The 26701-nt window shown below is 46.0% G+C and carries 19 protein-coding genes and 1 tRNA gene; 17 read left to right on the forward strand and 3 right to left on the reverse strand.

Annotation, left to right across the window (positions count from 1 at the left end):
- The first annotated feature begins 171 nt into the window (after nucleotides 1-171).
- The 4 genes from MHM87_RS08930 (at nucleotide 172) to nusG (ending at nucleotide 3272) form a co-directional block, all read left to right on the forward strand.
- On the forward strand, nucleotides 172-2013 hold the full coding sequence (locus MHM87_RS08930; RefSeq protein WP_239258699.1) for an ABC transporter ATP-binding protein: 1842 nt from the start codon (nucleotides 172-174) through the stop codon (nucleotides 2011-2013).
- 167 nt (nucleotides 2014-2180) lie between these two features.
- Nucleotides 2181-2257, forward strand: a tRNA-Trp gene (locus tag MHM87_RS08935).
- 81 nt (nucleotides 2258-2338) lie between these two features.
- Nucleotides 2339-2716, forward strand: coding sequence for a preprotein translocase subunit SecE (gene secE, locus MHM87_RS08940; protein WP_014951045.1), 378 nt, complete (start codon nucleotides 2339-2341; stop codon nucleotides 2714-2716).
- Between the two features lie 4 nt (nucleotides 2717-2720).
- Nucleotides 2721-3272: a transcription termination/antitermination protein NusG gene (gene nusG / locus MHM87_RS08945; RefSeq protein WP_014951044.1), complete on the forward strand. Its 552-nt coding sequence runs from the start codon at nucleotides 2721-2723 to the stop codon at nucleotides 3270-3272.
- Nucleotides 3273-3617: 345 nt separating this feature from the next.
- On the opposite strand, the gene MHM87_RS08950 is transcribed toward nusG, so the two are convergent.
- Nucleotides 3618-3920 carry a hypothetical protein gene (locus tag MHM87_RS08950; protein WP_239258701.1) on the reverse strand — a complete coding sequence of 101 codons (303 nt, stop codon included), beginning with the start codon at nucleotides 3918-3920 and terminating at the stop codon, nucleotides 3618-3620.
- 245 nt (nucleotides 3921-4165) lie between these two features.
- On the opposite strand from MHM87_RS08950, the gene rplK reads away from it, so the two are divergent.
- The 10 genes from rplK (at nucleotide 4166) to tuf (ending at nucleotide 19770) form a co-directional block, all read left to right on the forward strand.
- Nucleotides 4166-4594, forward strand: coding sequence for a 50S ribosomal protein L11 (gene rplK / locus MHM87_RS08955; protein ID WP_014951043.1), 429 nt, complete (start codon nucleotides 4166-4168; stop codon nucleotides 4592-4594).
- Nucleotides 4595-4598: 4 nt separating this feature from the next.
- A complete protein-coding gene (rplA, locus tag MHM87_RS08960) occupies nucleotides 4599-5294 on the forward strand; it encodes a 50S ribosomal protein L1 (protein ID WP_239258703.1) in 696 nt (231 codons plus the stop codon).
- 306 nt (nucleotides 5295-5600) lie between these two features.
- A complete protein-coding gene (gene rplJ, locus MHM87_RS08965) occupies nucleotides 5601-6119 on the forward strand; it encodes a 50S ribosomal protein L10 (protein ID WP_014951041.1) in 519 nt (172 codons plus the stop codon).
- A gap of 57 nt (nucleotides 6120-6176) precedes the next feature.
- Nucleotides 6177-6554: a 50S ribosomal protein L7/L12 gene (gene rplL / locus MHM87_RS08970; RefSeq protein WP_015068303.1), complete on the forward strand. Its 378-nt coding sequence runs from the start codon at nucleotides 6177-6179 to the stop codon at nucleotides 6552-6554.
- A 325-nt stretch (nucleotides 6555-6879) separates the two neighbouring features.
- Complete coding sequence (gene rpoB, locus MHM87_RS08975; protein WP_014977618.1) at nucleotides 6880-10908, forward strand: DNA-directed RNA polymerase subunit beta; 4029 nt, start codon at nucleotides 6880-6882, stop codon at nucleotides 10906-10908.
- A gap of 81 nt (nucleotides 10909-10989) precedes the next feature.
- Entirely contained in the window at nucleotides 10990-15162 is a 4173-nt protein-coding gene (gene rpoC, locus MHM87_RS08980; protein WP_071816177.1) for a DNA-directed RNA polymerase subunit beta', read from the forward strand.
- Nucleotides 15163-15471: 309 nt separating this feature from the next.
- A complete protein-coding gene (rpsL, locus tag MHM87_RS08985; protein WP_014951037.1) occupies nucleotides 15472-15846 on the forward strand; it encodes a 30S ribosomal protein S12 in 375 nt (124 codons plus the stop codon).
- A gap of 75 nt (nucleotides 15847-15921) precedes the next feature.
- Nucleotides 15922-16392 carry a 30S ribosomal protein S7 gene (gene rpsG, locus MHM87_RS08990; RefSeq protein WP_014951036.1) on the forward strand — a complete coding sequence of 157 codons (471 nt, stop codon included), beginning with the start codon at nucleotides 15922-15924 and terminating at the stop codon, nucleotides 16390-16392.
- 27 nt (nucleotides 16393-16419) lie between these two features.
- Complete coding sequence (gene fusA, locus MHM87_RS08995) at nucleotides 16420-18522, forward strand: elongation factor G (protein ID WP_239258705.1); 2103 nt, start codon at nucleotides 16420-16422, stop codon at nucleotides 18520-18522.
- A gap of 63 nt (nucleotides 18523-18585) precedes the next feature.
- Nucleotides 18586-19770, forward strand: coding sequence for an elongation factor Tu (tuf, locus tag MHM87_RS09000; protein WP_014977498.1), 1185 nt, complete (start codon nucleotides 18586-18588; stop codon nucleotides 19768-19770).
- Nucleotides 19771-20002: 232 nt separating this feature from the next.
- Here tuf and MHM87_RS09005 read toward each other — a convergent pair whose 3' ends face one another.
- Nucleotides 20003-20890 carry a TraB/GumN family protein gene (locus tag MHM87_RS09005; protein ID WP_239258707.1) on the reverse strand — a complete coding sequence of 296 codons (888 nt, stop codon included), beginning with the start codon at nucleotides 20888-20890 and terminating at the stop codon, nucleotides 20003-20005.
- Between the two features lie 403 nt (nucleotides 20891-21293).
- Here MHM87_RS09005 and MHM87_RS09010 point away from each other — a divergent pair, with 403 nt between their 5' ends.
- The 3 genes from MHM87_RS09010 (at nucleotide 21294) to MHM87_RS09020 (ending at nucleotide 25506) form a co-directional block, all read left to right on the forward strand.
- The gene (locus tag MHM87_RS09010) at nucleotides 21294-22259 is read left to right on the forward strand and encodes an alpha/beta hydrolase fold domain-containing protein (RefSeq protein ID WP_239258709.1); all 966 of its coding nucleotides are present in this window, start codon (nucleotides 21294-21296) and stop codon (nucleotides 22257-22259) included.
- A 261-nt stretch (nucleotides 22260-22520) separates the two neighbouring features.
- On the forward strand, nucleotides 22521-24734 hold the full coding sequence (locus MHM87_RS09015; protein WP_039234925.1) for a TonB-dependent siderophore receptor: 2214 nt from the start codon (nucleotides 22521-22523) through the stop codon (nucleotides 24732-24734).
- A 91-nt stretch (nucleotides 24735-24825) separates the two neighbouring features.
- Complete coding sequence (locus MHM87_RS09020; protein WP_014951030.1) at nucleotides 24826-25506, forward strand: Fe2+-dependent dioxygenase; 681 nt, start codon at nucleotides 24826-24828, stop codon at nucleotides 25504-25506.
- Between the two features lie 56 nt (nucleotides 25507-25562).
- On the opposite strand, the gene MHM87_RS09025 is transcribed toward MHM87_RS09020, so the two are convergent.
- A complete protein-coding gene (locus MHM87_RS09025) occupies nucleotides 25563-26660 on the reverse strand; it encodes an alpha-hydroxy acid oxidase (RefSeq protein ID WP_075177868.1) in 1098 nt (365 codons plus the stop codon).
- Nucleotides 26661-26701 lie beyond the last annotated feature (41 nt).

Below are 26701 nucleotides of genomic sequence, written 5' to 3' on the forward strand. Positions count from 1 at the left end.
ATTTTCGCCAAGTATCAGCCTGTGCCAAATATTAATTAATGTTAAACGAGCTTTGCGGTAAAAAAGCACCGCAAAGTTCAACACACTTTCAGTTATCGTGTAGAATTGTGACCTAAGCATTTTGGGGCATACGTAAACGTGCTCTGTCACTGAATAACTAACGAGTTCTACATGTTTTCATTTTTTGAAAAGCTGACCCAGCCTTTCCCTGACACGCCGCCTACCCAACCGCCAACAGGTATCGTTGCATTTTGTAAATACTACACAAAAGGCATGTGGGGCGTAATCCTTACTGTTTCCGTGCTAAGTGCCATTGTTGCCATGTTAGAAGTGGCGCTTTTCGGCTTTTTAGGGCAGTTAGTTGACTGGTTCTCTGATCAAAACCGAGCCACGTTTTTAGCGGACCAAAAATTTACCCTCATTGGCATGGGTTTAACCGTTCTCGTTTTTATTCCATTGTTTATTTTGTTGCGCTCGCTATTTTCTCGTCAGTCCTTGATGGGGAACTACCCCATGCGCATTAGATGGCAAGCGCACCGCTATTTGCTTGGACAAAGTTTAACCTTCTTTCACGATGAGTTTGCCGGCCGTGTGGCCACCAAGGTGATGCAGACTGCACTATCGGTAAGAGAGACTGTAACCAAGGTCCTCGATTTGCTGGTGTACATCAGCGTTTATTTTATCTCTATGGTTGTGCTTATTTTCAGCACAGACTGGCGCTTAGCCATGCCGCTTATCGTGTGGTTCTTTGTGTACATTGGCATTTTAAAAGTGCTGGTGCCTAAACTAAAAGAAGTCTCGCAAAAGCAAGCTGACGCGCGCTCATTAATGACCGGACGTATTGTCGATAGCTATACCAATATCACAACGGTGAAGCTGTTTTCACACAGTCGCCGCGAAGCGGATTACGCTAAAGAAAGCATGGATGGTTTTCTTAAAACGGTTTACCCGCAAATGCGTTTGGTCACCGTGTTGGAATTCTGCGTGGAAATGGCTAACGCCATTCTTATTTTCACCGTTGGTGCGTTATCTGTGTATTTGTGGATGGAGAACATTGCGAGCCCGGGCGATATCGCCATCGCTATTAGTCTGTGTTTGCGACTAAACGGTATGTCGCACTGGGTTATGTGGGAAGTATCAGGTTTGTTCGAAAACTTAGGCACGGTGCAGGACGGCATGAATACACTAGCGCAGCCTATTGCAGTAAAAGACAAGCCAAAAGCCGACGCGTTAAAGGTAAATGGCGGCGGGATTAATTTCGATAATGTGCATTTTTCCTATTCAGGTGCAGACAACAAACCTATTGATGTGTTTACTAACTTGGATTTAAGCATTAAGCCCGGAGAAAAAGTGGGCTTAGTGGGGCGTTCTGGGGCGGGTAAATCGACGCTGGTTAATTTGCTCATGCGTTTTTACGACACCCAGAGTGGTCGTATTGTTATTGACGGCCAAGATATTACTGAAGTAGGCCAAGAGACGCTTCGTGCTAAAATCAGCATGGTGACTCAAGATACCTCTCTGATGCATCGCTCGGTACGCGATAACATTCTTTACGGACGCACGGATGCGACAGAAGAAGATATGATCCGTGCAGCCAAACAGGCCGAAGCGCACGACTTTATTCTTACGCTTACCGATAGTCACGGTAGAACAGGGTACGACGCGCATGTAGGTGAGCGAGGCGTTAAGCTTTCAGGCGGTCAGCGCCAGCGCATTGCCATAGCTCGCGTATTGCTAAAAGACGCGCCTGTACTAGTGCTGGACGAAGCCACATCAGCGCTAGATTCAGAAGTTGAAGCGGCAATTCAAGCCTGTCTGGATAAAGTGATGGAAGGCAAAACTGTGCTGGCTATTGCGCATCGACTGTCGACCATTGCGCAAATGGACAGGTTACTTGTTCTGGATAAGGGCAACATTGTAGAGCAGGGAACCCATACCGAGCTTATTGCGCACAATGGCATATATGCCAAGCTTTGGGCGCACCAAACGGGCGGATTTATAGGCGTTGAATAGGCAAGGCGCGAATTAGCGTTCAATCGCAGATGGGATGGATAAACCGCTTGTATCTTGAAAGTGGTTAAGTATAATACGCGTCCCTCCCTTGCGATACCGCACTTTCCTTAGAAAAGACGCACAACTCACAAGGGCAGTGTAAGTAAATTTTGTCTTATCGACACCACAGGGGTGTAGTTCGAATTGGTAGAACAGCGGTCTCCAAAACCGATGGTTGGGGGTTCGAGTCCCTCCACCCCTGCCAAATTTACTTAAACTAAGAATTTTTAAGTTGCGCATTTTTTAGATGCGTAAAACAACGACGCTGTAGTGCTAGGATCGTAACATGAGCGAAAAGACGGAAAATCAGTCCAATGCATTGGACATGTTTAAATGGGTAGTGGTTTTTGCACTACTTGCCGGTTTAGTAACCGCTAATACAATGTACGGTGAGATCTCGGTACTATACCGTGCCATCGCAATTGTTGTAGTTGTTGGTATAGCTGGTTTCATCGCGGCAACTACCGAAAAAGGTAGCACCTTCTTGAGCTTTGCTAAAGAGTCTCGCACAGAAGTTCGCAAGGTTGTGTGGCCAACTCGCCAAGAGGCGAACCAAACTACACTTATCGTGCTTGCAGCGACGTTAATTATGGCACTAATTTTATGGGGACTAGACGGCATCATCGTTCGTGTAGTTGGCTTTATTACAGGAATAGGAGCATAACCGTATGTCTGAAGAAGAAGCAGTAAAGAAAAGATGGTACGTAGTTCAAGCCTATTCACAATATGAGTCTCGCGTTAAGAAGACCCTGCTTGAATACATCAAAATGCACAACATGGAAGACTACTTTGGTCAGGTACTAGTACCAACAGAAGAAGTAGTAGAAATGCGTGCTGGTCAAAAGCGTAAGTCTGAGCGTAAGTTCTACCCAGGTTATGTACTGGTAGAAATGGCGATGACTGAAGAGTCATGGCACTTAGTGAAAAGCGTACCTCGTGTACTTGGTTTTATCGGCGGCACATCTGACCGTCCTATGCCAATCACGCAGAAAGAAGCTGACGCTATCTTAAATCGTCTTGAAGAAAACGTTGATAAGCCAAGACCAAAGACGCTGTTCGAGCCAGGCGAAGTTATTCGCGTTATCGATGGCCCATTTGCAGACTTCAACGGTGTGGTAGAAGAAGTAGACTACGAAAAGAGCCGCGTAAAAGTATCGGTGCTTATCTTCGGTCGTTCTACTCCAGTAGACCTAGAATTTGGTCAGGTAGAAAAAGGCTAAGCCTATTCAAGCTACCGTATAGTATTTTTAAAAAGCCCCGTTTGACGGGGCTTTTTTGTATCCAGATAACGATAAAAGGAGAGCGGTGAATATTTATAAAAATTTGCATGTTACTACAACGTAGCATCCTCTTGACCTAAATAAGCCAGAAATAACAGCTAATAAGCGAAAGAAACATAAACATAAACTGCAATATTGTTGCGGTTTTTTCAGAGACTTTATCGCTCTTTGTAAAAGAGTCCCAAAATCTGACACCCAGCGCACGTTTTAAGATTAGGTTCATTCCACAAATTACCATGACCCAAATGAACACCGTTCCGATATCTACCATTTTAAATTTGACCTTCACTCATCTGTTGTTTCTAAACCCTCTAGATCCGACGCCAAATTTGCTATAGCGCCCGAAACTAACCCACCACCTACGGATGTTGCGAGAGAGCTGAAACCTTTAACCGGGCTTAAAGCGCCTGCACCCATTCCGGCAAGTGTTCCTGTAGCGATGGTACTGAACGATGCGTTACGCCCGCCATCAATAATTGCCCCGTAGAAACCACCTATGCCTCCGGCTATAGCGCCTAAAGCATTGGCCCAAAGTGCACCAGAAACATTTGAGATCTCATGATTGTTTAATTCTGTAGGTTTTTCCATTGTTTGATTATCCTTTCAAAATAAATGATGGGCTTCACACAGTGTGCGTAAAGCCAACTTAACTCTGATTCACTTTGCCTATGAAAAATACTGACCTTTCGATGGTTTTTTTATTCTAAATAGCCCTTGCATAGTAATTAATCACCTTATATAATGCGCGCCCTTTTAAACGGAAACGGGAAGCCGATTGAGCAAATAATCTCTGTATTTGCGAGGCGTTAGACCCAAACAAGAGAGCATGTAAAATGGCTAAAAAAGTAAGCGGTATTATCAAGCTTCAGGTTGCAGCAGGTGCTGCTAACCCAAGTCCACCAGTTGGTCCTGCACTAGGTCAACACGGTGTAAACATCATGGAATTCTGTAAGGCTTTCAACGCGAAAACAGAAAGCCTTGAGAAAGGCGCTCCAGTACCAGTAGAAATTACTGTATACGAAGATCGCTCTTTCACATTCGAAACTAAGACTCCTCCTGCGTCTTACCTGCTTAAGAAAGCAGCGGGCATCAAGAGTGGTTCTGGCCGTCCTAACACTGAAAAAGTGGGTAAAGTTACTCGCGCTCAGTTGGAAGAGATTGCTAAAACTAAAGAGCCAGACCTTACTGCAGCTGACCTAGATGCAGCGGTACGCACTATCGCGGGTTCTGCTCGCTCAATGGGCTTGAACGTAGAGGACTAATCGAATGGCTAAATTAACTAAACGCGCTCGCGTAATCCGCGACAAAGTTGACTCTACTAAAGAGTATGAAATCAACGAAGCAGTAGCGCTTCTTAAAGAACTAGCAACAGCTAAGTTCGCAGAAAGCGTAGACGTATCTGTTAACCTTGGTATCGATGCGAAAAAATCTGACCAAAACGTTCGTGGTGCAACTGTACTACCTAACGGTACTGGTAAAGAAGTTCGCGTTGCAGTATTCACTCAAGGTGCAAATGCTGAAGCAGCTAAAGAAGCTGGTGCAGACATCGTTGGTATGGACGACTTAGCTGAGCAAGTTAAGAAAGGCGAAATGAACTTTGACGTAGTAGTTGCTAGCCCAGACGCGATGCGTGTTGTTGGTCAACTAGGTCAAATCTTAGGTCCACGCGGCCTTATGCCTAACCCAAAAACTGGCACTGTAACGCCTGACGTTGCAACGGCAGTTAAGAACGCTAAAGCTGGTCAGGTACGCTACCGTAACGATAAGAACGGTATCATCCACGCTAGCATCGGTAAGATCGCGTTCGAAGCGAACCAAATTCAAGAAAACCTTGAAGCGCTACTTGAAGCACTTAAGAAAGCTAAGCCTTCTTCTGCTAAAGGTACATACATCAAGAAGATCAGCTTAAGCACTACAATGGGTGCTGGTGTTGCTCTTGATAAGGCTTCTGTAGGTCTTTAATTTCGCTGAGCTTAGGCTCATCGAAATCTCTTAAAGGTTATGGGTTGGAGCTGTGACAATTAGCAGTGCTAATAAGCAGCTCCCGTCCTAGACCGCAGGTGCGGTGTGGTGAAAGAGGTAAGAGAACTTTCACAGTCAACACACTGCTTAATACAACAACCTGCGCAGACGGTGGTTTGACTCAGACTCTCTGGGGTAACAAACACCGTAGAGCGGTATCAACCATGAGGGTTGGTATCAATCTGTGAACCCTGACGGCGTAAGCGGGTAACCGCAAACAAAGTCAGATACAAAGAGGTGAACTCAGTGGCACTAGGTTTAGCAGCAAAAAAAGAGATCGTAGCAGAAGTTTCTGAAGTTGCGTCTCGCGCTCTATCCGTAGCCGTTGCTGAATACCGTGGGATGGAAGTTGCAGAACTGACTGACCTACGTGTTAAAGCTCGTGAGCAAGGCGTATACCTAAAGGTTGTACGTAATACTCTTGCAAAGCGTGCTCTAGCAGACAGTCAATTTGCAGACTTAGACAGCGCCTTAACTGGTCCGCTTATCTATGGTTTCTCTATCGACGCACCAGGCGGTGCGGCACGTCTTTTCAAAGACTTCGGTAAGACTAACGATAAGCTAAAAGTTACAGCACTATCTATTGGTAGCGGTCTTCTTGGTCCAGAGAAATTGGACGCAGTTGCAGCACTACCTACCCGCGACGAAGCGCTTGCGAAACTACTTGCAACCTTCAAAGCACCAGTTGGGAAATTCGTTCAAACAATCAACGAAGTTCCTGGCAAGTTTGTGCGCGTATTGGCGGCGGTCAAAGACACCAAGTAATTGGCGTTTTTGGCATATTGATTTTTTTAACATTTTATACCCAGGAGTTTAGAGAACATGGCTCTAACTAAAGAAGATATCTTAAACGCAATCGCTGAAATGCCAGTAATGGAACTGGTTGAACTAATCGAAGCGGCTGAAGAAAAATTCAACGTATCTGCTGCAGCTGCTGTTGCTGTTGCTGGTCCAGCTGCTGGCGGTGACGCTGCTGCTGCAGAAGAAAAGACTGAATTCGACGTTGTAATGACTTCATTCGGTGGCAACAAAGTTGCAGTTATCAAAGCAGTTCGCGGCGCGACTGGCCTAGGTCTTAAAGAAGCTAAAGAAGTAGTTGAGTCTGCTCCTAAAGCTATCAAAGAAGGCGTAAGCAAAGATGAAGCTGAAGCACTTAAGAAAGAGCTTGAAGAAGCTGGTGCAGAAGTAGAAATCAAGTAATCTGACATAGTCAGATTATTGCCTGAGACGGCAAGGCTGGTGGTTTTTTAAACCACCAGCCTTTTTGCGCTGTATAGTGTGTAGAATCTAACCCTTGGTTACACTACTTAAAGCGCCATTCGGAAATACCCATAAAAAGCATAAAAATCCAACAAGTTAACTAATAATTGGTTAAATTTTGTTGTATGCTGGTGTATCTGCCCGAAAAAGGGTTGTGGAAGTTTGTTGCTTAGTGCGCCATTTGAAACGTAGCTTTTAGCCCATAGCACGCGTTTTAAAGCATTTTGCAGCAGGTTGGGTCATAAATCAGCAGGCTGAGGAACCCATGGTTTACTCTTATAGCGAAAAGAAACGTATCCGTAAGGATTTTGGCAAACGCCCACAGGTATTGGAAATTCCATACCTTCTTTCAATTCAGCTTGATTCTTTCAAAAAGTTTATTGAGATCGATGCAGATGCTCAATACGGTTTGGAAGCAGCATTTCGTTCCGTTTTTCCAATTAAAAGCTACTCAGGTAGTTCAGAGCTTCAGTATGTAAGCTACCGCCTGGGAGAGCCCGTTTTCGACGTTAAAGAATGTCAAATTCGCGGCGTAACTTTCTCTGCTCCGTTAAGAGTAAAACTACGGTTAGTGTTGTTCGATAAAGACGCTGCGCCAGGTACCGTAAAAGATATTAAAGAACAAGAAGTGTACATGGGCGAGATCCCGTTGATGACTGAGAACGGTACGTTCGTTATCAATGGTACAGAGCGTGTTATCGTGTCACAGCTACACCGTTCACCTGGTGTATTCTTTGATCACGACAAAGGTAAAACCCACTCGTCAGGTAAAGTGCTTTATAACGCACGTGTAATTCCTTACCGTGGTTCGTGGTTAGACTTCGAGTTTGACCCGAAAGATAACCTATTCGTACGTATCGACCGTCGTCGTAAGTTGCCTGCAACGATTATCTTACGCGCACTTGAAATGACGTCTGAAGAAATCCTAGATACTTTCTTCGACAAAGTAAGCGTACGTATCGACAAAGACAAACTAATGATGGAAGTGGTTCCAGATCGCCTACGTGGTGAGACGGCTGCTTTTGACATCATTGACGGTGAAGGCAACGTTGTTGTTGAAACGGGTCGTCGTATTTCTGCGCGCCACACGCGTGCACTAGAAAAAGCCGGTCTTACAGAACTTGAAGTTCCAGCCGATTACCTAATTGGCCGTGTTTACGCAGCTACTTATGTAAACGAAGACACAGGCGAAGTGATTGTAAGCGCGAACGACGAACTAACCCTTGAAAACCTAGCGGCACTTAGCCAAGCGGGCATCAAAGAGTTCGAAACGCTTTACATCAACGAGCTAGATCACGGTTCATACATTTCAGATACGCTACGTATCGATTCTTCAACTAACCGCCTTGAAGCACTAGTTGAAATTTACCGTATGATGCGTCCTGGTGAGCCACCAACAAAAGATGCAGCTGAAACCTTGTTCGATAACCTGTTCTTCTCTGATGAACGTTACGACCTGTCTTCTGTTGGCCGCATGAAGTTCAACCGCCGTCTTGGCCGTGAAGAACTTATTGGTGCTGGTACACTAGATAAAGAAGACATTATTTCTGTAATGAAGCAGCTAATAATGATTCGTGACGGTAAAGACGAAGTAGATGACATCGATCACCTAGGTAACCGTCGTATCCGTTCTGTAGGTGAAATGGCAGAGAACCAATTCCGCGTTGGTCTTGTACGTGTTGAGCGTGCAGTTAAAGAGCGTCTAAGCTTAGGCGACCTAGACAACGTGATGCCACAAGATCTTATTAACGCTAAGCCTATCTCGGCTGCGGTTAAAGAGTTCTTCGGTTCATCTCAGCTTTCTCAGTTCATGGACCAAAACAATCCGCTATCAGAAGTAACGCATAAGCGTCGTATTTCTGCATTAGGCCCGGGTGGTCTTACACGTGAACGTGCAGGCTTCGAAGTTCGAGACGTACACCCGACTCACTACGGTCGTCTATGTCCAATCGAAACGCCGGAAGGCCCGAACATCGGTCTAATTAACTCATTGGCAAGCTTCGCGCGTACCAATGACTTCGGTTTCCTAGAAACGCCGTTCCGTCGCATTGTAGACGGTGTGGTAACAGACGAAATCGATTACTTATCTGCAATTGAAGAAGGTCAATTCGCAATCGCTCAGGCAAACATCGCGTTGACTGAAGCAGGCGAGTTGGTTGACGACCTAATTCCATGTCGTCACCGTGGTGAAACTACCTTGATGCCGAAAGAAGACATCAAGTACATGGACGTTTCACCTCAGCAAATCGTTTCAATTGCTGCAAGCATTATCCCATTCCTAGAGCACGATGATGCGAACCGTGCACTTATGGGTGCGAACATGCAACGTCAGGCAGTACCTACACTACGCGCTGATAAGCCGCTAGTTGGTACCGGTATGGAAAGAACTATCGCGGTTGACTCAGGTGTTACTGTAGTTGCTAAGCGCGGTGGTGTGGTTGATTACGTAGATGCCAGCCGTATCGTTATTAAAGTAGACGAAGATGAAATGCTTCCAGGTGAAGCAGGTATCGATATCTACAACCTGACTAAGTACACTCGTTCTAACCAAAACACGTGTATCAATCAGAAGCCTACTTGTAGTGTTGGTGACCCGATTGTTGCAGGCGACGTGCTAGCTGATGGTCCTTCAACAGACCTAGGTGACCTTGCACTTGGTCAGAACATGCGTATCGCGTTCATGCCGTGGAATGGTTACAACTTTGAGGATTCAATCCTTATTTCTGAGCGTGTAGCGCAGGAAGACCGTTTTACTACTATCCACATTCAAGAGCTTAGCTGTATCGCTCGTGATACTAAGCTTGGGCCAGAAGAAATTTCTTCTGATATCCCGAACGTGGGTGAATCTGCACTAAGCAAGCTTGATGAATCAGGTGTTGTTTACATTGGTGCGGAAGTGAAAGGCGGTGACATCCTTGTAGGTAAAGTAACGCCTAAAGGTGAAACGCAGCTTACGCCAGAAGAAAAACTACTACGTGCAATCTTCGGTGAGAAAGCGTCTGACGTTAAAGATACGTCTCTACGTGTACCTAACTCTGTTCACGGTACGGTAATCGACGTTCAAGTATTTACCCGTGACGGTGTAGAAAAAGACAAGCGTGCGCTAGAAATTGAAGATATGCAGCTACGTCAGGTTAAGAAAGACCTTACTGACGAGTTCGAAATTCTTGCAGACGGTATCTTTGCACGTGCACAAACTGCACTTCTACGTGCTGGTGTTGACCAAGCTAAGCTTGACAGCCTGCCGCGTGAAAAGTGGTTTGAAATCGCACTTAACAGTGAAGATGCACAGCTAGAGCTAGACCAAATCGCTGATCAGCATGCTGAAATCAAACTTGATTTCGATAAGAAGTTTGAAGGTAAGCGTCGCAAGATTACTCAAGGCGATGACCTAGCACCTGGCGTGCTTAAGATCGTTAAGGTTTACCTTGCGGTTAAACGTCACATCCAACCGGGTGATAAAATGGCCGGTCGTCACGGTAACAAAGGTGTTATCTCGACTATCCAGCCTGTAGAAGACATGCCATACGATGCTAACGGTACGCCGGTAGATATCGTTCTTAACCCACTAGGTGTACCGTCTCGTATGAACATCGGTCAGATCCTAGAAACGCACTTGGGTATGGCTGCACACGGTCTTGGTGTGAAGATTGATCGTATGATTAAAGAGCAGCGCGAGCTGGCTGAACTACGTGACTTCCTGAAGAAGGTGTACGAGCTTGGTGAGAATCACCAAGAAGTAGACATCGATAGCTTCACAGACCACGAAGTTCGTCGTCTAGCGGAAAACCTTCGTAAGGGTGTTCCAGTAGCAACACCTGTATTCGACGGTGCTCGTGAATCTGAAATCAAAGAAATGCTGAAGCTTGCTGATATTCCAGAAAGCGGTCAGATTGCTTTGTTTGACGGTCGTACCGGTCGCGAATTTGAGCGTCCAGTTACGGTTGGTTACATGTACATGCTGAAACTGAACCACTTAGTAGACGACAAAATGCACGCGCGTTCTACTGGTTCTTACAGCCTTGTTACACAGCAGCCTCTTGGTGGTAAAGCACAGTTCGGTGGTCAGCGCTTCGGTGAGATGGAAGTGTGGGCACTTGAAGCATACGGTGCAGCATATACCCTTCAAGAAATGCTTACCGTTAAGTCGGATGACGTTAACGGCCGTACCAAGATGTACAAGAACATCGTCGATGGCGACCACAGAATGGAACCTGGCATGCCAGAGTCATTCAACGTACTACTTAAAGAAATTCGCTCGTTGGGTATCAACATCGAGCTTGAAGAAAAGTAATACGGCGTTAGCCACGTAATGTTATGAGATGGCCCGGCGCTTGCGCCGGGCTCTAGAGACTGACTCCGCTGGGAGAGTAATGTGAAAGACTTATTAAAGTTTCTAAAGCAACAAAACAAGACTGAAGAATTCGATAATATTCGAATCGGTCTGTCTTCACCTGACATGATCCGTTCATGGTCATTCGGTGAAGTTAAAAAGCCTGAAACAATTAACTACCGTACGTTCAAGCCTGAGCGTGACGGTCTGTTCTGTGCGCGTATCTTTGGTCCGGTTAAAGACTACGAGTGTCTTTGCGGTAAGTACAAGCGCCTTAAGCACCGTGGTGTTATCTGTGAGAAGTGTGGCGTTGAAGTTACACTGACTAAAGTACGTCGTGAGCGTATGGGTCACATCGAGCTAGCTAGCCCGGTAGCACACATCTGGTTCCTGAAATCACTTCCGTCTCGTATCGGCCTAATGCTAGATATGACACTTCGTGATATTGAACGTGTACTTTACTTTGAATCATACGTGGTTACAGAGCCAGGTATGACTACGCTTGAGCGCAGCCAACTTCTTAACGAAGAAGAATACTTGGATGCACTTGAAGAGCACGGTGATGAGTTTGAAGCGAAGATGGGTGCTGAGGCAGTATTCGATCTTCTTACAGCACTAGACGTAGACGCAGACGTTGCGGCTATGCGTGAAGAGCTGCCTTCAATCAACTCTGAAACTAAGCGTAAGAAAATTACTAAGCGTCTTAAGTTGCTTGAGTCATTCCAACAGTCTGGTAACAAGCCAGAGTGGATGATCATGACGGTTCTTCCGGTACTTCCACCAGATTTACGTCCTCTAGTACCACTAGATGGCGGCCGTTTTGCAACGTCTGACCTTAACGACCTATACCGTCGTGTTATTAACCGTAACAACCGTCTTAAGCGTCTTCTAGACCTAGCTGCTCCAGACATCATCGTACGCAACGAAAAGCGTATGCTTCAAGAGTCTGTAGATGCGCTTCTAGATAACGGACGTCGTGGTCGTGCGATTACCGGTTCTAACAAGCGTCCACTTAAGTCGCTTGCAGACATGATCAAAGGTAAGCAAGGTCGTTTCCGTCAAAACCTTCTTGGTAAGCGTGTTGACTACTCAGGCCGTTCTGTAATTACCGTTGGTCCTACGCTACGTCTTCACCAGTGTGGTCTTCCTAAGAAGATGGCACTTGAGCTATTTAAGCCGTTTATCTACGGTAAGCTTGAAGGTCGTGGTCTTGCGACAACAATTAAAGCAGCTAAGAAGCTTGTAGAGCGCGAAGCACCAGAGGTTTGGGACGTACTAGACGACGTTATCCGCGAACACCCGGTACTACTTAACCGTGCACCTACACTTCACCGTTTGGGTATCCAAGCATTCGAACCAACACTAATCGAAGGTAAAGCGATTCAGCTTCACCCGCTAGTGTGTGCGGCGTACAACGCCGACTTCGATGGTGACCAAATGGCGGTACACGTACCGTTGACAATCGAAGCACAGCTAGAAGCTCGTGCGCTAATGATGTCAACGAACAACATTCTGTCACCTGCGAATGGTGAGCCAATCATCGTACCTTCACAGGACGTTGTATTGGGTCTTTATTACCTAACGCGTGACAAAGTAAACGGCTTAGGCGAAGGCATGGTATTCACCAGCCCGAATGAAGCAGAAAAAGCATACCGTACAGGTAATGCTGAGCTTCACTCTCGCGTTAAAGTACGTATTACTGAATATGACATCGATGAAGATGGCAACAAAACTGAGAAAGTAACGCTAACTGACACGACTGTTGGTCGTGCGATTTTCTCATTGATCCTTCCAAAGGGTCTGCCGTTTGAAATCATCAACCAAGCGATGGGCAAGAAGCAAATTTCAAAACTATTGAATGCTTGTTACCGTACGCTAGGTCTGAAAGACACAGTAATTGCTGCTGACCAAATCATGTATACCGGTTTCCACTACGCGATGATCGCGGGTGCGTCTGTTGGTATCGACGATATGGTTATCCCTGCTGCTAAGAAAGACATCATTGATGCAGCGGAAGCAGAAGTTATTGAAATTCAGGAACAGTTCCAAAACGGTCTTGTTACCGCGGGTGAGCGTTACAACAAAGTTATCGATATCTGGTCAAATGCCAACGAAAAAGTTGCTAAGGCCATGATGGATAACCTTAAGACTGACATCGTAATTAACCGCGATGGCGAAGAAGAAGAGCAATCATCATTTAACTCTGTTTACATGATGGCCGACTCGGGTGCTCGTGGTAGTGCCGCTCAGATTCGTCAGCTAGCTGGTATGCGTGGTCTAATGGCTAAGCCAGATGGCTCAATCATCGAAACCCCAATTACGGCGAACTTCCGTGAAGGTCTGAACGTACTACAGTACTTCATCTCAACTCACGGTGCTCGTAAAGGTCTTGCGGATACCGCACTTAAGACAGCGAACTCGGGTTACCTAACGCGTCGTCTAGTAGACGTTGCACAAGACTTGGTAATCACTAACGACGACTGTGGCACATTCGAAGGTGTTCAAATGACACCACTAATCGAAGGTGGTGACGTTGTTGAGCCACTACGCGAGCGTGTACTAGGCCGTGTGGTAGCAGAAGATGTACTTAAGCCAGGTACTAACGAAGTACTAGTTGAGCGGAACGTTCTTCTAGACGAAGCGTTAGTAGACATGCTTGAAGCTAACTCAGTTGACCAAATCATGGTTCGCTCGGTAATCACTTGTGACAACGACTTCGGTGTTTGTGCTAAGTGTTACGGTCGTGACCTTGCACGTGGTCACATGGTGGGTAGCGGTGAATCGGTTGGTGTTATTGCAGCACAGTCAATCGGTGAGCCAGGTACACAGCTTACCATGCGTACGTTCCACATCGGTGGTGCGGCATCAAGAGCATCTGCTGAGAACAGCGTACAAGTTAAGACTGCGGGTAGCCTTAAGCTACACAACGCGAAGTTCGTACGTAACTCTGACGGCAAAGTGGTTATCGTTTCTCGTTCAACAGAACTTACTGTTATCGACGAGCAAGGCCGTGAGAAAGAGCGCTATAAAGTACCTTACGGTGCTGTACTTAGCGTGGATGACGGTGCAACTATTGCAGCTGGCGACGTTGTTGCTAACTGGGATCCGCATAGTCACCCAATCATCACTGAACGTGCAGCTAAGATTAGCTTCGCTGACATTGATGACTCTAACACCGAAATGCAGCAAGACGAGCTTACTGGTCTAACCCGTATCGTTGTTAAAGACCTTGCGAAAGTAAACTCTAAAGAGCCTAAGCTAATTCTTGAAAGCGACGAGTTCGGTCTTCAAGAAATTCGTCTTCCAAGCTTCACAACCATCGAAGCGAAAGAAGGCAAAGTGGCTAACGAAGGTGACGTGCTAGCACGTATTCCTCAGGAAAGCTCGAAGACTCGTGATATCACGGGTGGTCTACCGCGCGTTGCGGACCTATTTGAAGCACGTAAGCCTAAAGAGCCTGCTATCCTTGCAGAAATCTCAGGTACTATCGGCTTCGGTAAAGAGACCAAAGGTAAGAAGCGTCTTGTAATTACACCTGCTGAGGGTGACGCGTACGAAGAGATGATTCCTAAGTGGCGTCAGCTTAACGTGTTCGAAGGTGAGAAAGTGGAAAAAGGCGAAGTTATCGCTGATGGTCCAGAGTCTCCACACGATATCCTACGTCTACGTGGTATCTCAGCTGTAGCAAACTACATCGTGAACGAAGTTCAGGAAGTTTACCGCCTACAGGGTGTTAAGATTAACGATAAGCACATTGAAGTAGTTATCCGTCAGATGCTACGCAAGTGCATTATCACTAATCCAGGCGATACGCAGTTCCTTGAAGGCGAACAGGTTGAAGTATCGAACGTTAAAGTGGCTAACCGTGAAATTGAAAAACACGGCAAGATCCCAGCGCAGTACGAAACACAGCTGCTTGGTATCACTAAAGCGTCACTGTCTACTGAGTCATTTATCTCAGCGGCATCGTTCCAAGAAACAACACGTGTTCTAACTGAAGCTGCGGTTCAAGGTAAAGAAGATGACCTACGCGGTCTGAAAGAAAACGTAATCGTTGGTCGACTAATTCCAGCGGGTACAGGTTTCGCTTACCACGAACGCCGTGCACAACGTCGCAAAGAGCAAATCGAAGAAATGTCAGTTTCTGCTGCTGAAGCAGAACAGGCACTAACCGAAGCGCTTAATGCTGGTGCAGACGAAGATACTGCCGAATAAGGCAAGATCATAGGAGTACGTTAACGTACTCCTAACAATTTGGCAGTCATGTTGTACAGATTGCAGATAAATTAACTGCTTAACCTTTGTACACCTTGACAGTCAGAGCGATGATCTTTAATATTCCGCGACCCGATTTTGGATAGCCAATAAGTGGCTCGATAAACGGTCGCGGTTTTTTGTATCAGAGCTCAGTGAATGTTGACGAGCACAATGTTCACAAACAAGAGCGATTAAGCAATTAATCGTATTAATATGGACCCAATCACAGTGATTGGGTTTTCGTAGTTTTTAATCAGGAGCTAGTTAATGGCAACAGTTAACCAGTTAGTGCGCAAGCCGCGTAGAAAGCCCGTTGAAAAAAGCAACGTAGCTGCTCTACAAGCTTGTCCACAAAGACGTGGTGTATGTACTCGTGTATATACTACTACGCCTAAGAAACCAAACTCTGCACTACGTAAAGTATGTCGTGTACGTCTAACTAACGGTTTTGAAGTTTCTTCATACATCGGTGGTGAAGGTCACAACCTACAAGAGCACAGTGTAGTACTTATCCGTGGTGGTCGTGTTAAAGATCTACCAGGTGTTCGTTATCACACAGTTCGCGGTACTCTTGACTGCGCAGGTGTAAACGATCGTAAACAAGCCCGTTCTAAGTACGGCGCGAAGAAGCCTAAGTCATAACGGTTCTCCGTTAGTAAGGCCAAACTGAAGTTTAAGAGTTTTGGGTTTTCCCTGAATTCATACGGAGAATAGAAAATGCCAAGAAGAAGAGTCGTAGGTCAACGTAAAATCCTACCAGAGCCAAAATTTGGTTCACAACTGCTTGCGAAATTCATGAATGTCGTAATGCTCGACGGCAAAAAGTCAGTCGCTGAAAAAATCGTTTACGGTGCGCTTGATATTGTTGCTGAAAAAACCGGCAAAGCACACCTAGATATCTTCGAGGAAGCGCTTGATAACATCCGCCCAACAGTAGAGGTTAAGTCTCGTCGTGTTGGTGGTTCAACTTATCAGGTTCCAGTTGAAGTACGTCCAGTTCGTCGTAACGCGCTAGGTATGCGTTGGATGGTTGAAGCTGCACGTAAACGTGGCGAAAAGTCTATGGCACAACGCCTAGCGGCTGAAATGCTAGACGCAGCAGATAATAAAGGTTCAGCGGTTAAGAAACGTGAAGACGTTCACCGTATGGCCGAAGCAAACAAAGCGTTTGCTCACTACCGTTGGTAATCAACGTTATTTAACTGAGAGAGATTTATGCCTCGTAAGACCTCGATTGAGCGTTATCGCAATATTGGTATTGTGGCTCACGTGGACGCGGGTAAAACCACGACCACAGAGCGTGTTCTGTTTTATACAGGACTGTCTCACAAAATCGGTGAAGTGCACGATGGTGCTGCTACCATGGACTGGATGGAGCAAGAGCAGGAGCGTGGTATTACTATCACGTCTGCTGCAACGACTTGTTTCTGGTCTGGTATGGAGCAACAGTTCGATCAACACAGGATCAACATCATCGACACCCCTGGACACGTTGACTTTACTATCGAAGTAGAGCGTTCATTGCGTGTACTAGACGGTGCAGTTGTTGTTTTCTGTGGGTCTTCTGGGGTAGAACCTCAATCAGAGACAGTCTGGCGACAGGCTGACAAATATCAAGTGCCACGCCTTGTGTTCGTTAATAAGATGGACCGGGCTGGCGCTGATTTTGAACGTGTTGTGGGTCAAATCCGCAAGCGTTTAGGCGCAAACTGTGTTCCGATTCAAATCAACATGGGCGCTGAAGAGAATTTCCATGGCGTCATCGACCTTGTGAAGATGAAAGCCATCAACTGGAATGAAGAAGACATGGGTATGACATTTGCCTATGAAGACATTCCGGCTGAATATTTAGATACCGCTGAGCAGTACCGTACCGAAATGATCGAAGCGGCTGCAGAAGCATCTGATGAGCTAATGAATAAATACTTGGAAGGTGAAGAGCTTTCTGAGGAAGAAATTCGTTCAGGCCTTCGTCAGCGTACGCTGAACAACGAAATTGTTCTTGCCACCTGTGGCAGTGCCTTCAAAAACAAAGGTGTTCAGGCAGTACTAGACTCTGTTATTCATTATCTTCCGTCTCCAACAGAAGTTAAGGCCATCACTGGTGTACTTGACGACAAAGACGAGACAGAAGCAGAGCGTCATTCAAGCGACGATGAGCCGTTCTCAGCGCTAGCATTTAAAATAGCGACCGACCCATTTGTGGGTACGCTAACCTTCTTCCGTTGTTACTCTGGTGTAGTAAACACGGGTGATACGGTTTACAACCCTGTTAAGGGCAAGCGTGAGCGCTTTGGTCGTATTGTGCAAATGCACGCGAAAGACCGTGAAGAAATTAAAGAAGTACGCGCAGGTGACATCGCTGCGGCCATTGGCCTTAAAGATGTAACAACCGGTGATACGCTTTGTGACCCTAACCATGTTATTACGCTAGAGCGTATGGAGTTCCCAGAGCCGGTAATTTCAATTGCGGTTGAGCCTAAGTCGCAAGCTGACCAAGAGAAAATGGGCATAGCCCTAAGCAAGCTTGCAGCTGAAGATCCGTCATTCAAAGTGAAAACTGACGACGAGACAGGCCAGACGATTATCTCAGGTATGGGTGAACTTCACCTTGATATCATTGTCGACCGCATGAAGCGCGAATTTAAAGTTGAATGTAACGTAGGTAACCCTCAGGTTGCTTATCGTGAAACCCTTCGTAAATCTGTTGAAGTTGAAGGGAAGTTCGTTCGTCAGTCAGGCGGCCGCGGCCAATTTGGTCATGTATGGCTGCGCATTGAGCCTCAAGAAGAAGGTTCAGGCTACGAATTTGTGAACGAAATCGTCGGTGGTGTGGTACCAAAAGAGTTCATTCCAGCGGTCGATAAAGGAATTCAGGAGCAGATGCGAAGTGGTGTTCTTGCAGGGTATCCAGTACTTGATGTAAAGGTTACGCTGTTTGACGGTTCATACCACGATGTTGACTCTTCTGAAATGGCGTTTAAGATCGCCGGCTCTATGGGTTTCAAAAAAGGCGCCGCAGAAGCAAATCCGGTGTTACTTGAACCCACAATGAAAGTTGAAGTGACTACTCCAGAAGACTGGATGGGTGATGTAGTTGGTGACATTAATCGTCGCCGCGGCATGATCGAAGGTATGGAAGATGGCGTCGCAGGTGTTAAAATAATACGTGCTAAAGTGCCGCTTTCAGAAATGTTTGGCTACGCAACTGACTTGCGTTCACAAACACAAGGTCGTGCTTCATACTCAATGGAGTTCTTCAATTATTCTGAGGCGCCGAACAATGTGGCGCAGGCTATTATTGAATCTAGAATTTAATCTAAATGAAGGTTCGGTCCGGTCTATTGGTGGGTCGGACTTTTAACTTAGGAAACGAGAAAAATGGCAAAAGAAAAGTTTGAACGTACGAAACCCCACGTAAACGTGGGTACAATCGGCCACGTTGACCACGGTAAAACTACGCTAACTGCAGCAATCACTACAGTTCTTTCAAAGACTTACGGTGGTAACGCACAGGCTTTCGATCAAATCGATAACGCGCCTGAAGAAAAAGCACGTGGTATCACCATCTCTACTTCACACGTAGAATACGATACTCCTACTCGTCACTACGCACACGTAGACTGCCCAGGACACGCTGATTACGTTAAAAACATGATCACTGGTGCTGCTCAGATGGACGGTGGTATCCTAGTAGTTGCTGCGACTGATGGCCCTATGCCACAAACTCGTGAGCACATCCTACTTGGTCGTCAGGTTGGTATTCCTTACATCATCGTATTCATGAACAAGTGTGACATGGTTGACGATGAAGAGCTTCTAGAGCTAGTAGAAATGGAAGTTCGTGAACTTCTTAACGAATACGAATTCCCAGGTGATGACCTACCAGTTATCCAAGGTTCAGCTCTTAAAGCGCTTGAAGGCGACGCAGAGTGGGAAAAGAAAATCATCGAGCTTGGTGAAGCGCTTGATTCATACATCCCAGAGCCAGAGCGTGCAATCGACAAGCCGTTCATTCTTCCAATCGAAGACGTATTCTCAATCTCAGGCCGTGGTACAGTTGTAACAGGTCGTGTTGAGCAAGGTATCATCAAGGTTGGTGAAGAAGTAGAAATCGTAGGTATCAAAGACACTACTAAGACTACTTGTACTGGTGTTGAGATGTTCCGTAAGCTTCTTGACGAAGGCCGTGCAGGTGAGAACGTTGGTGTTCTTCTACGTGGTACTAAGCGTGATGAAGTTGAACGTGGTCAAGTACTAGCTAAGCCTGGTTCAATCACTCCACACGTTAACTTCGAAGCAGAAGTATACGTACTATCTAAAGATGAAGGTGGCCGTCATACTCCATTCTTCAAAGGCTACCGTCCACAGTTCTACTTCCGTACAACTGACGTAACTGGTGCTGTAGAGCTTCCAGAAGGCGTAGAAATGGTAATGCCTGGTGACAACCTTAAATTCAAAGTTGAGCTAATTGCTCCGATCGCGATGGAAGAAGGTCTTCGTTTCGCAATCCGTGAAGGTGGTCGTACAGTAGGTGCTGGTGTTGTATCTAAGATCCTAGACTAATCTAGACTTAGCAACATAAGCCCAAAAAAGCGCACTTAGGTGCGCTTTTTTATGCCTGCGATTTAGTTCGTGACTGTTGTGCCCTCTGAAACACGCCGTAAACCCATCCATGGGGGCTCCGACACCGCGTCCCTGCGGTGTCAGGTTCAGAGAGCGATTTCCCTCTGTAATAGACATAAAAAAGCTAGGACTATGCCTAGCTTTGATATTTAGGTCGGTAGCAACAAGGGGGTTACATTTGCTCGACTTTGTAGCCTTTCGCTTTTAATAAGGCGATAACACTGTCATCGCCAACTAGGTGGCCAGCACCGACTAAGACAAATTCTCGGTCATCATCGCCAAACATGGCTTCGATTTGAGGTAGCCAGTTTTGGTTGCGCTTAGTAAAAACATCGTCGTACGAAGCGGGAGATTCACGTTTGAATGTGTCTACCACCAGTTCATCGATTTTCTGAGTATTCCCTTCTCTCCATGCTTTTATGGTGCTTTTAAGCATGTCTTTTAGCTCTGGTAGCGTTTCCAAAGTTTCAGAAATGAGGCGGTCTTCTTCACCGGCTCCCATATTGGCAAGCATACTGATTTGAAAATCTAACGATTCCAGATATTCACTGGCTTTTCCGTCGCGAGCAGCTAACTGCATGAAGTAGGCATCTACACCTTGTCCAGCTAGCTGAGAGCGTTGTGCTTCCATAGCTACCAGCATTGATGCAACCATGCCTGGCTTAAACTGCGCTAACTGATCGGCTGTTGCGCCAAAGTTGGCTAAATAAACATTGAGAGCCTGATAGGTCTCTTCTGATACATCATCTTTAAGCGACTTACCGTCTTTGTAAGCAAGCCCAGCCATCATTTTTTGCTGACCTTCAATATCCGTTGGGGCAGGCATTTTTACTTCAAAAACTAAAGTGTCACTTTTTTCATAGGTTTCAGTGAAAGTAGCGGGCAATGGAAATTCAGAGATTGGCAGAATATGTATTGTACCACCCACATAAACCGCATCATCGCCTTTCGACACTTTCCAAACCGAGGTCTGGTCGTGCTCTACATTTCCTGCAAAGGCTGTTGCCGAAATAGCGAAACCTGCCGCCATTGCCCATTTACGAAGGGGTATTCTTTTCATTGTATATATCCTTATTAATTATTCTACCAAGATGTCTTAGAGTGTATTGGCTACATGCAGCTTAATTCTTCCTGTCTGCCCTCAAAACACGCTGCGCTCGACTAGTATTTCCAATCATATCAGATGCACAACCAAGTAAGGACTGATCTTCAATACAGATTTTATTACACTTTGTTGCGTCACTTTGATGTAAAACCACTATACCTGTGGTAACGCGCCGCGGTCGCGAACATTTTAACTCTCGCTGAGTGAGTAATTATCTGTGCGGACTGGTATAAACTATATGTTGAAGCTTCGGGCGAGTGAATACGTTACGCTAAGCACTCCATATTCGGTGTAGGCTGGTAGGATTTATACATTATTGGCACCAACTCGCTGCTTATTAACTTTAACACTGCAAATAATGTCAAAACCTAACGAACCAAAAACACAGACCGTTAGTGATGCTCTTAAGGATGCTATCGAAAGATTTCCGACGACACCTATCGCAGAGGTTAAGGCAACGGTACCTCAAGATGCTGCTAGTTGGCGGGAGCTCGTGCAGCAACGAAATGCGCAGCAAAAGAAAAAAATAAAGAACATGCGTAAACAATTAGATGTCAGTGTGGAATTACTGGAAATAGCCGGCGTAACAGTTCGTAAGCTCACACCGAAAGAGGTGTCACCGCATTTTGAAAACCATGTTTATATAGACGTGCATGGGGGCGCCTATGTATTTTTTGGTGGCTTACCGAGTATTGAAGAAGGGTTATTGATTGCATCACGGTTAGGAATAACCGTATTGAGTGTAGATTACGCTATGCCGCCACATGCCCCAGCACCTGCCGCGCTTTGTGATTTAAAAGCTGTATACCTAGCGCTTTTAGATAGCGTTGACAGTCGTCGCATACTCGTTGGAGGGACATCCGCAGGCGCCGGGCTGGTTCTTGCACTTGTACAGTCACTGGCCGCCGAGAGTATAAGCCTTCCTTGCGCTATCTATACAGGCACACCATGGGTAGACTTAACGCAGGCAGGGGATAGTCGACAAGTTAATGAAGGTGCTGATCGTGTGCTGGTTACCTACGAAGGGCTACTACAATCTGCGGCAGCGCTTTACGCTGGAACTATCGACTTATCACACCCTAGTGTTTCGCCTATTTATGGTGACTTTACTTCGTTTCCGCCTGTTTTCATCGTGGCAGGAACACGCGATCTATTTTTAAGCGATGCAGTCCGTCTGCATAGAAAAATTCGCGATTTCAACGGTACGAGTCAACTTGAGATTGTGGAAGGACTGTCTCATGCCGAATACCTCATTGCCCATGAAACTCCAGAGTCTTATATGACTTATGATGAACTAAGGGCATTTTTCTTACAGAATCTCTAGCTCAATTCTACAAAACCATACTGTTACAAAACACCTTTAGCCAATGAAAAAGAAAGCCATATAAGCTTGTACTTATTCTTAATCAACCCGCGTTTTATCAGTTCAGACTGTCAGTTTAGTGTAAATTTGTAAAAGCATATGCAAATAATAATAATTTGCATTAAGTTTAAACTCTCTGTATTTTACTCGGTGCCAAAATTCAACTCGGTACATTTAGGCATTTAATCACACACTTAAAAGCACTAAAGGGACTTCTTTTTCATGAAGAAAATGAATACAAAAAAAAGCGCATTAGCGCTGACAGTCACCGCAGCAATACCATTTGGAACTGCACTCGCTCAACAAGAGAATACCGCGGTTCAAGAGTTAGAAACCACTAAGGTTCAAGCTACCGAAGAAGCGGGTTATAAAGTTGACGAAACCTCTTCAGTAAAGCTAACGCAACCCATCGCGAATACCCCTCGTTCGATCAACGTGATTTCAGAACGCCTTCTTGAAGATCAGGGGATTACCAACTTAAATGATGCGCTTCGAAACGTTGCAGGCGTATCAACGTTTGGTGGTGGTGAAGGTGGTGGTGGTGTCGTGTCTGCCAGCGATAAGGTCACCATTCGTGGTTTTGATGCACGCTCAAATATTTATGTAGACGGTATTCGCGATATAGCTGGTTACAGCCGCGATACCTTCAACTACGAAGCTGTAGAAGTTATCAAGGGCGGAAGCGGCTCGTTGGACGGTCGCTCTACCGGTGGTGGTAGCGTTAACCTGGCAACTAAACGTGCGCGACTTGAAGATTTTGGTGCAGTGTCAGGTCGCTATGACTCTTTCGAAAACGCACGTGTAACACTGGATTACAATAAGAAGCTTTCTGAGAATGTTGCGGGCCGTTTAAACCTGTTATACAGCGATGGCGGTGACTTCTTTGACAATGGCGTTGAGGAATACCAAACCACTGGTGTGGCGGGCTCATTACTTTATAAAGTGAATGAAGCAACAGACATAAACCTTGATGTATTTGTGATGGAGCAGGATAACGTTCCGGTGCTTGGTCTTCCCTTCCTAACTTCAGCGGCTGCAGAAGCTACAGGTCAGCCCGAAGGACCGATAGATTCGGGTTTATGGGACGAATATTACAGTGTGCCGGGCCGCGACTTCGAAGAAGTGTCGACACAAATGTACACCTTAGTTATCAATCACAAAGTAAACGACGTGGTAACGCTTCGTAGCCAAACCCGTTTTGGTAGCAACGAAAAAGAGTCAGTAATTGGTCGTCCGTGGTGGAATTCAGGTGAAGAAGCTAACCTATTGAATGCTGAGCGCTTGCAAGCATTGGACGAAGAGACTGATTTATTTGTATCACAACTAGACGCAATTCTTTCGCTTGAATCTGGGGCTTTGAAGCATCGTGTTGTGCTGGGTGCAGAAGTAGCAGAAGAAGAGCGTACCAGTTTTGGTGTGACAGCAAATTACACCTATGTCGATGGGCAAGGCAATGTGTTGGAAGCTCCCACCATTAACCCTTTCGACTTGCAAAACAACGTGTTTGTAACAGGTGGTACAACGCATAGCGGCAATGACACTTCGGGCGATGCGAGCACGGTAGCCTTATATCTTCTAGATACCATCAAAGTCGGTGAGCACCTTCAAGTAGACATAAACGCGCGTTATGACGATTTTGATATCTCCGGTTCTGCGTGTGGTCGACGTAGCGGTTGTTTCGATGGGCTTGACGCTCAAGACAGCTACTTTAGCTACGGTGCAGCGGTGAGCTATATGCCTACAGAGAACGGTAATATTTACCTAAGTCACAGTAATTCTAAGCAGCCGCCCGGCGTAGCGTTAGCGCTATCAACCAACGCCGCACAAAATGCGGTAAGGCCTGAAAATGCAGTAACCACTGAACTTGGTGTGAAATGGCAGTTCTTTAACGACCAGCTACTTGTTAGCGGTGCTGTGTTTGAAACTACGAAAGACGTGGTCGATTCACAAAATATTGAAGACGGTGTCACAGTGTATTCGCTAGCGGGTGAGCAAGAGTCTAAAGGCTATGAAGTCAGTGTTACAGGTATGCTAACGGACTCACTATCAATCTCTGCAAACTATGCGAGTTTAGATACTGAAGTTACCCAGGACACGACAGCGGATTCTATCGGTAACGGTCTACAAGCGTCGCCAGATGATACGGCTAACATTTGGGTTAACTATGCTGCAATGGATAACAAACTGAATGTGGGCGGTGGTATCTATTACAACTCTGGTGAAACCTACTGGCGCAGAAATACGGCTTATTTCACGGTCGATTCTTACACTACGCTTTTCCTAATGGCATCTTATCAAGTGACAGAGGATCTAAAGCTTCAGTTAAACGTTGATAACTTAACAGATGAAGAGTACGTGGTAGATTACAGCGCTAAAGGGCACTTCCGTCCAGGGAACCCTCGAAGTGTAGCTGTCTTTGCTAACTATACTTTCTAATTGAGTATTCGTTATTATAAAACCAGCCTTAGGTAAAAAGACCTCTGGCTGGTTTTTTATATTTTACTCGCTTTGCCACAATGGGAACATCATGCTGGTTAGAATTGAGAACTTCCTTACCAAACAAGAAGTCACCGATGCGGTGTCGCTTCTTGAGAAAGCCGATTGGGTTGATGGCGCTGTAACAGCGGGGCATTTAGCGTTACATGCCAAGAAAAACCTGCAGTTGCCTGAAGATTCTCCCACGGCACGCCAGCTCGGGGATTTCATTTTGAGCTTAATGGGTCAGTCGCAGCACATATTAGCGGCAGGGCTACCTAATAAAATATACCCTCCCATGTTCAACTGCTATCAGAGCGAAGGAGAATTTGGCGATCATATCGATAATACCATTAGGCGGGTGGCAGGAACTGCTGTAAAGGTTCGTACGGATATCTCAATGACGGTTTTTCTCAGTGAGCCCGAAGAATACGAAGGGGGAGAGCTCGTGATCCAAGATACTTATGGAGAGCAGCGTGTGAAATTCGCGGCGGGCGATATGGTAATGTACCCATCAACCAGTTTACATAGAGTGACACCTGTTACAAAGGGCCGTCGACTCGCATCGTTTTTTTGGATGCAAAGTTTAGTGAGAAGTGCTGAACAACGCCGTATTCTGTACGACTTAGATATGAGTATTCAGGCACTTAGCGCCGAGACGCCTAATAACGCTGAAATTGTAAGGCTTTCGGGTGTGTATCACAATCTGTTAAGACAGTGGAGTGAAACCTAAGCTTAAAGACCTGCAAGTAATGCGTGTTTGCGCGGTGAAATTTTCTAAGAAATTGACTAAGCTGTGGGCCATAAACAGTGCTTATTTATTTCTTCTATGGAGCCTACGCCGCAAAGCGCCATTGTCATTTCAAGCTCGTCTCTCAACAATCGAATAGTGTGAGCAACACCTAATGCCCCCGCCGTGGCTAATCCGTACATCAGAGGCCGACCAATAAGCACGGCGTTAGCACCCAGTGCCATGAGCTTTACCACATCAGCGCCTCTGCGCACACCGCTGTCGGCCAGTACCATCATTTCATCACCAACCGTTTGGCGAATAATAGGAAGCATTTCTACCGGTGAAGGCACGCTGTCCAAAGCACGGCCGCCGTGATTCGACACTACAATACCCGCTACGCCAAGTTCCGCTGCTTTTTGAGCGTCCAGTGGATTAAGAATACCTTTCAACACAATGGGCAATGACGTGTGTTGCTGGATAAAAGCAATATCGTCCCATGTAGGAGCCTGTGCCATAAGCCCTTGAAATACAACGCTCTTGCCTTCTCCGGGGTGCACTAAGGGAGGAGGCGTATCTATATTGACCGCGCGCACATTTGGAGGGAGCGAAAATTCAGCTCTCTGCTCACGGTTTCGCAAGCCGTTAATTGGCGCATCGATGGTGATTACCAATGCTGAAAACTGAAAATGTTCTGCTTTTTGTATGAGTTCTAGAGTTTGTGAAAGGGTAGGTTGAACATAGAGTTGAAACCAGCGGGGGCTTTCCACCTGACTAGAAATATCTTCAAAGGAGCAACTGGCTAACGTGCTCATCACCCATAAGCCGCCTTGAGCTTGTGTTGCCATCGCCGTCGCAATCTCACCATCGGGATGCGCTAACGCTTGATAAGCAACAGGCCCTGAAATTATAGGGTGTTCAAACTGCTGCCCTAACAAGGTGGTTTTAGTTCCCCCCAGTTTGACATCTTTCAAAGCGCGGGGAAGTAAACACAGGTCGTCTAATTTTTCTCGATTTCTTCGCATCGACAATTCATCTGCAGAGCCACCGGCAATATATGCCCACGATTGTGGGGTTAGTCGCTCCCGAGCCAGGTTCTCGTAATCAGACAGTGCTGCAAGGGTTTTAGGAATTGTATTTAGCGGTGTTTTAAGCATATTCGTCAGTTTTATGTAAAGAAAGTAAAAAGCCTTTCAAT

It is taken from the genome of Alteromonas sp. Cnat3-28 (assembly GCF_022348265.1).
Taxonomy (GTDB): Bacteria; Pseudomonadota; Gammaproteobacteria; order Enterobacterales; family Alteromonadaceae; genus Alteromonas; species Alteromonas macleodii.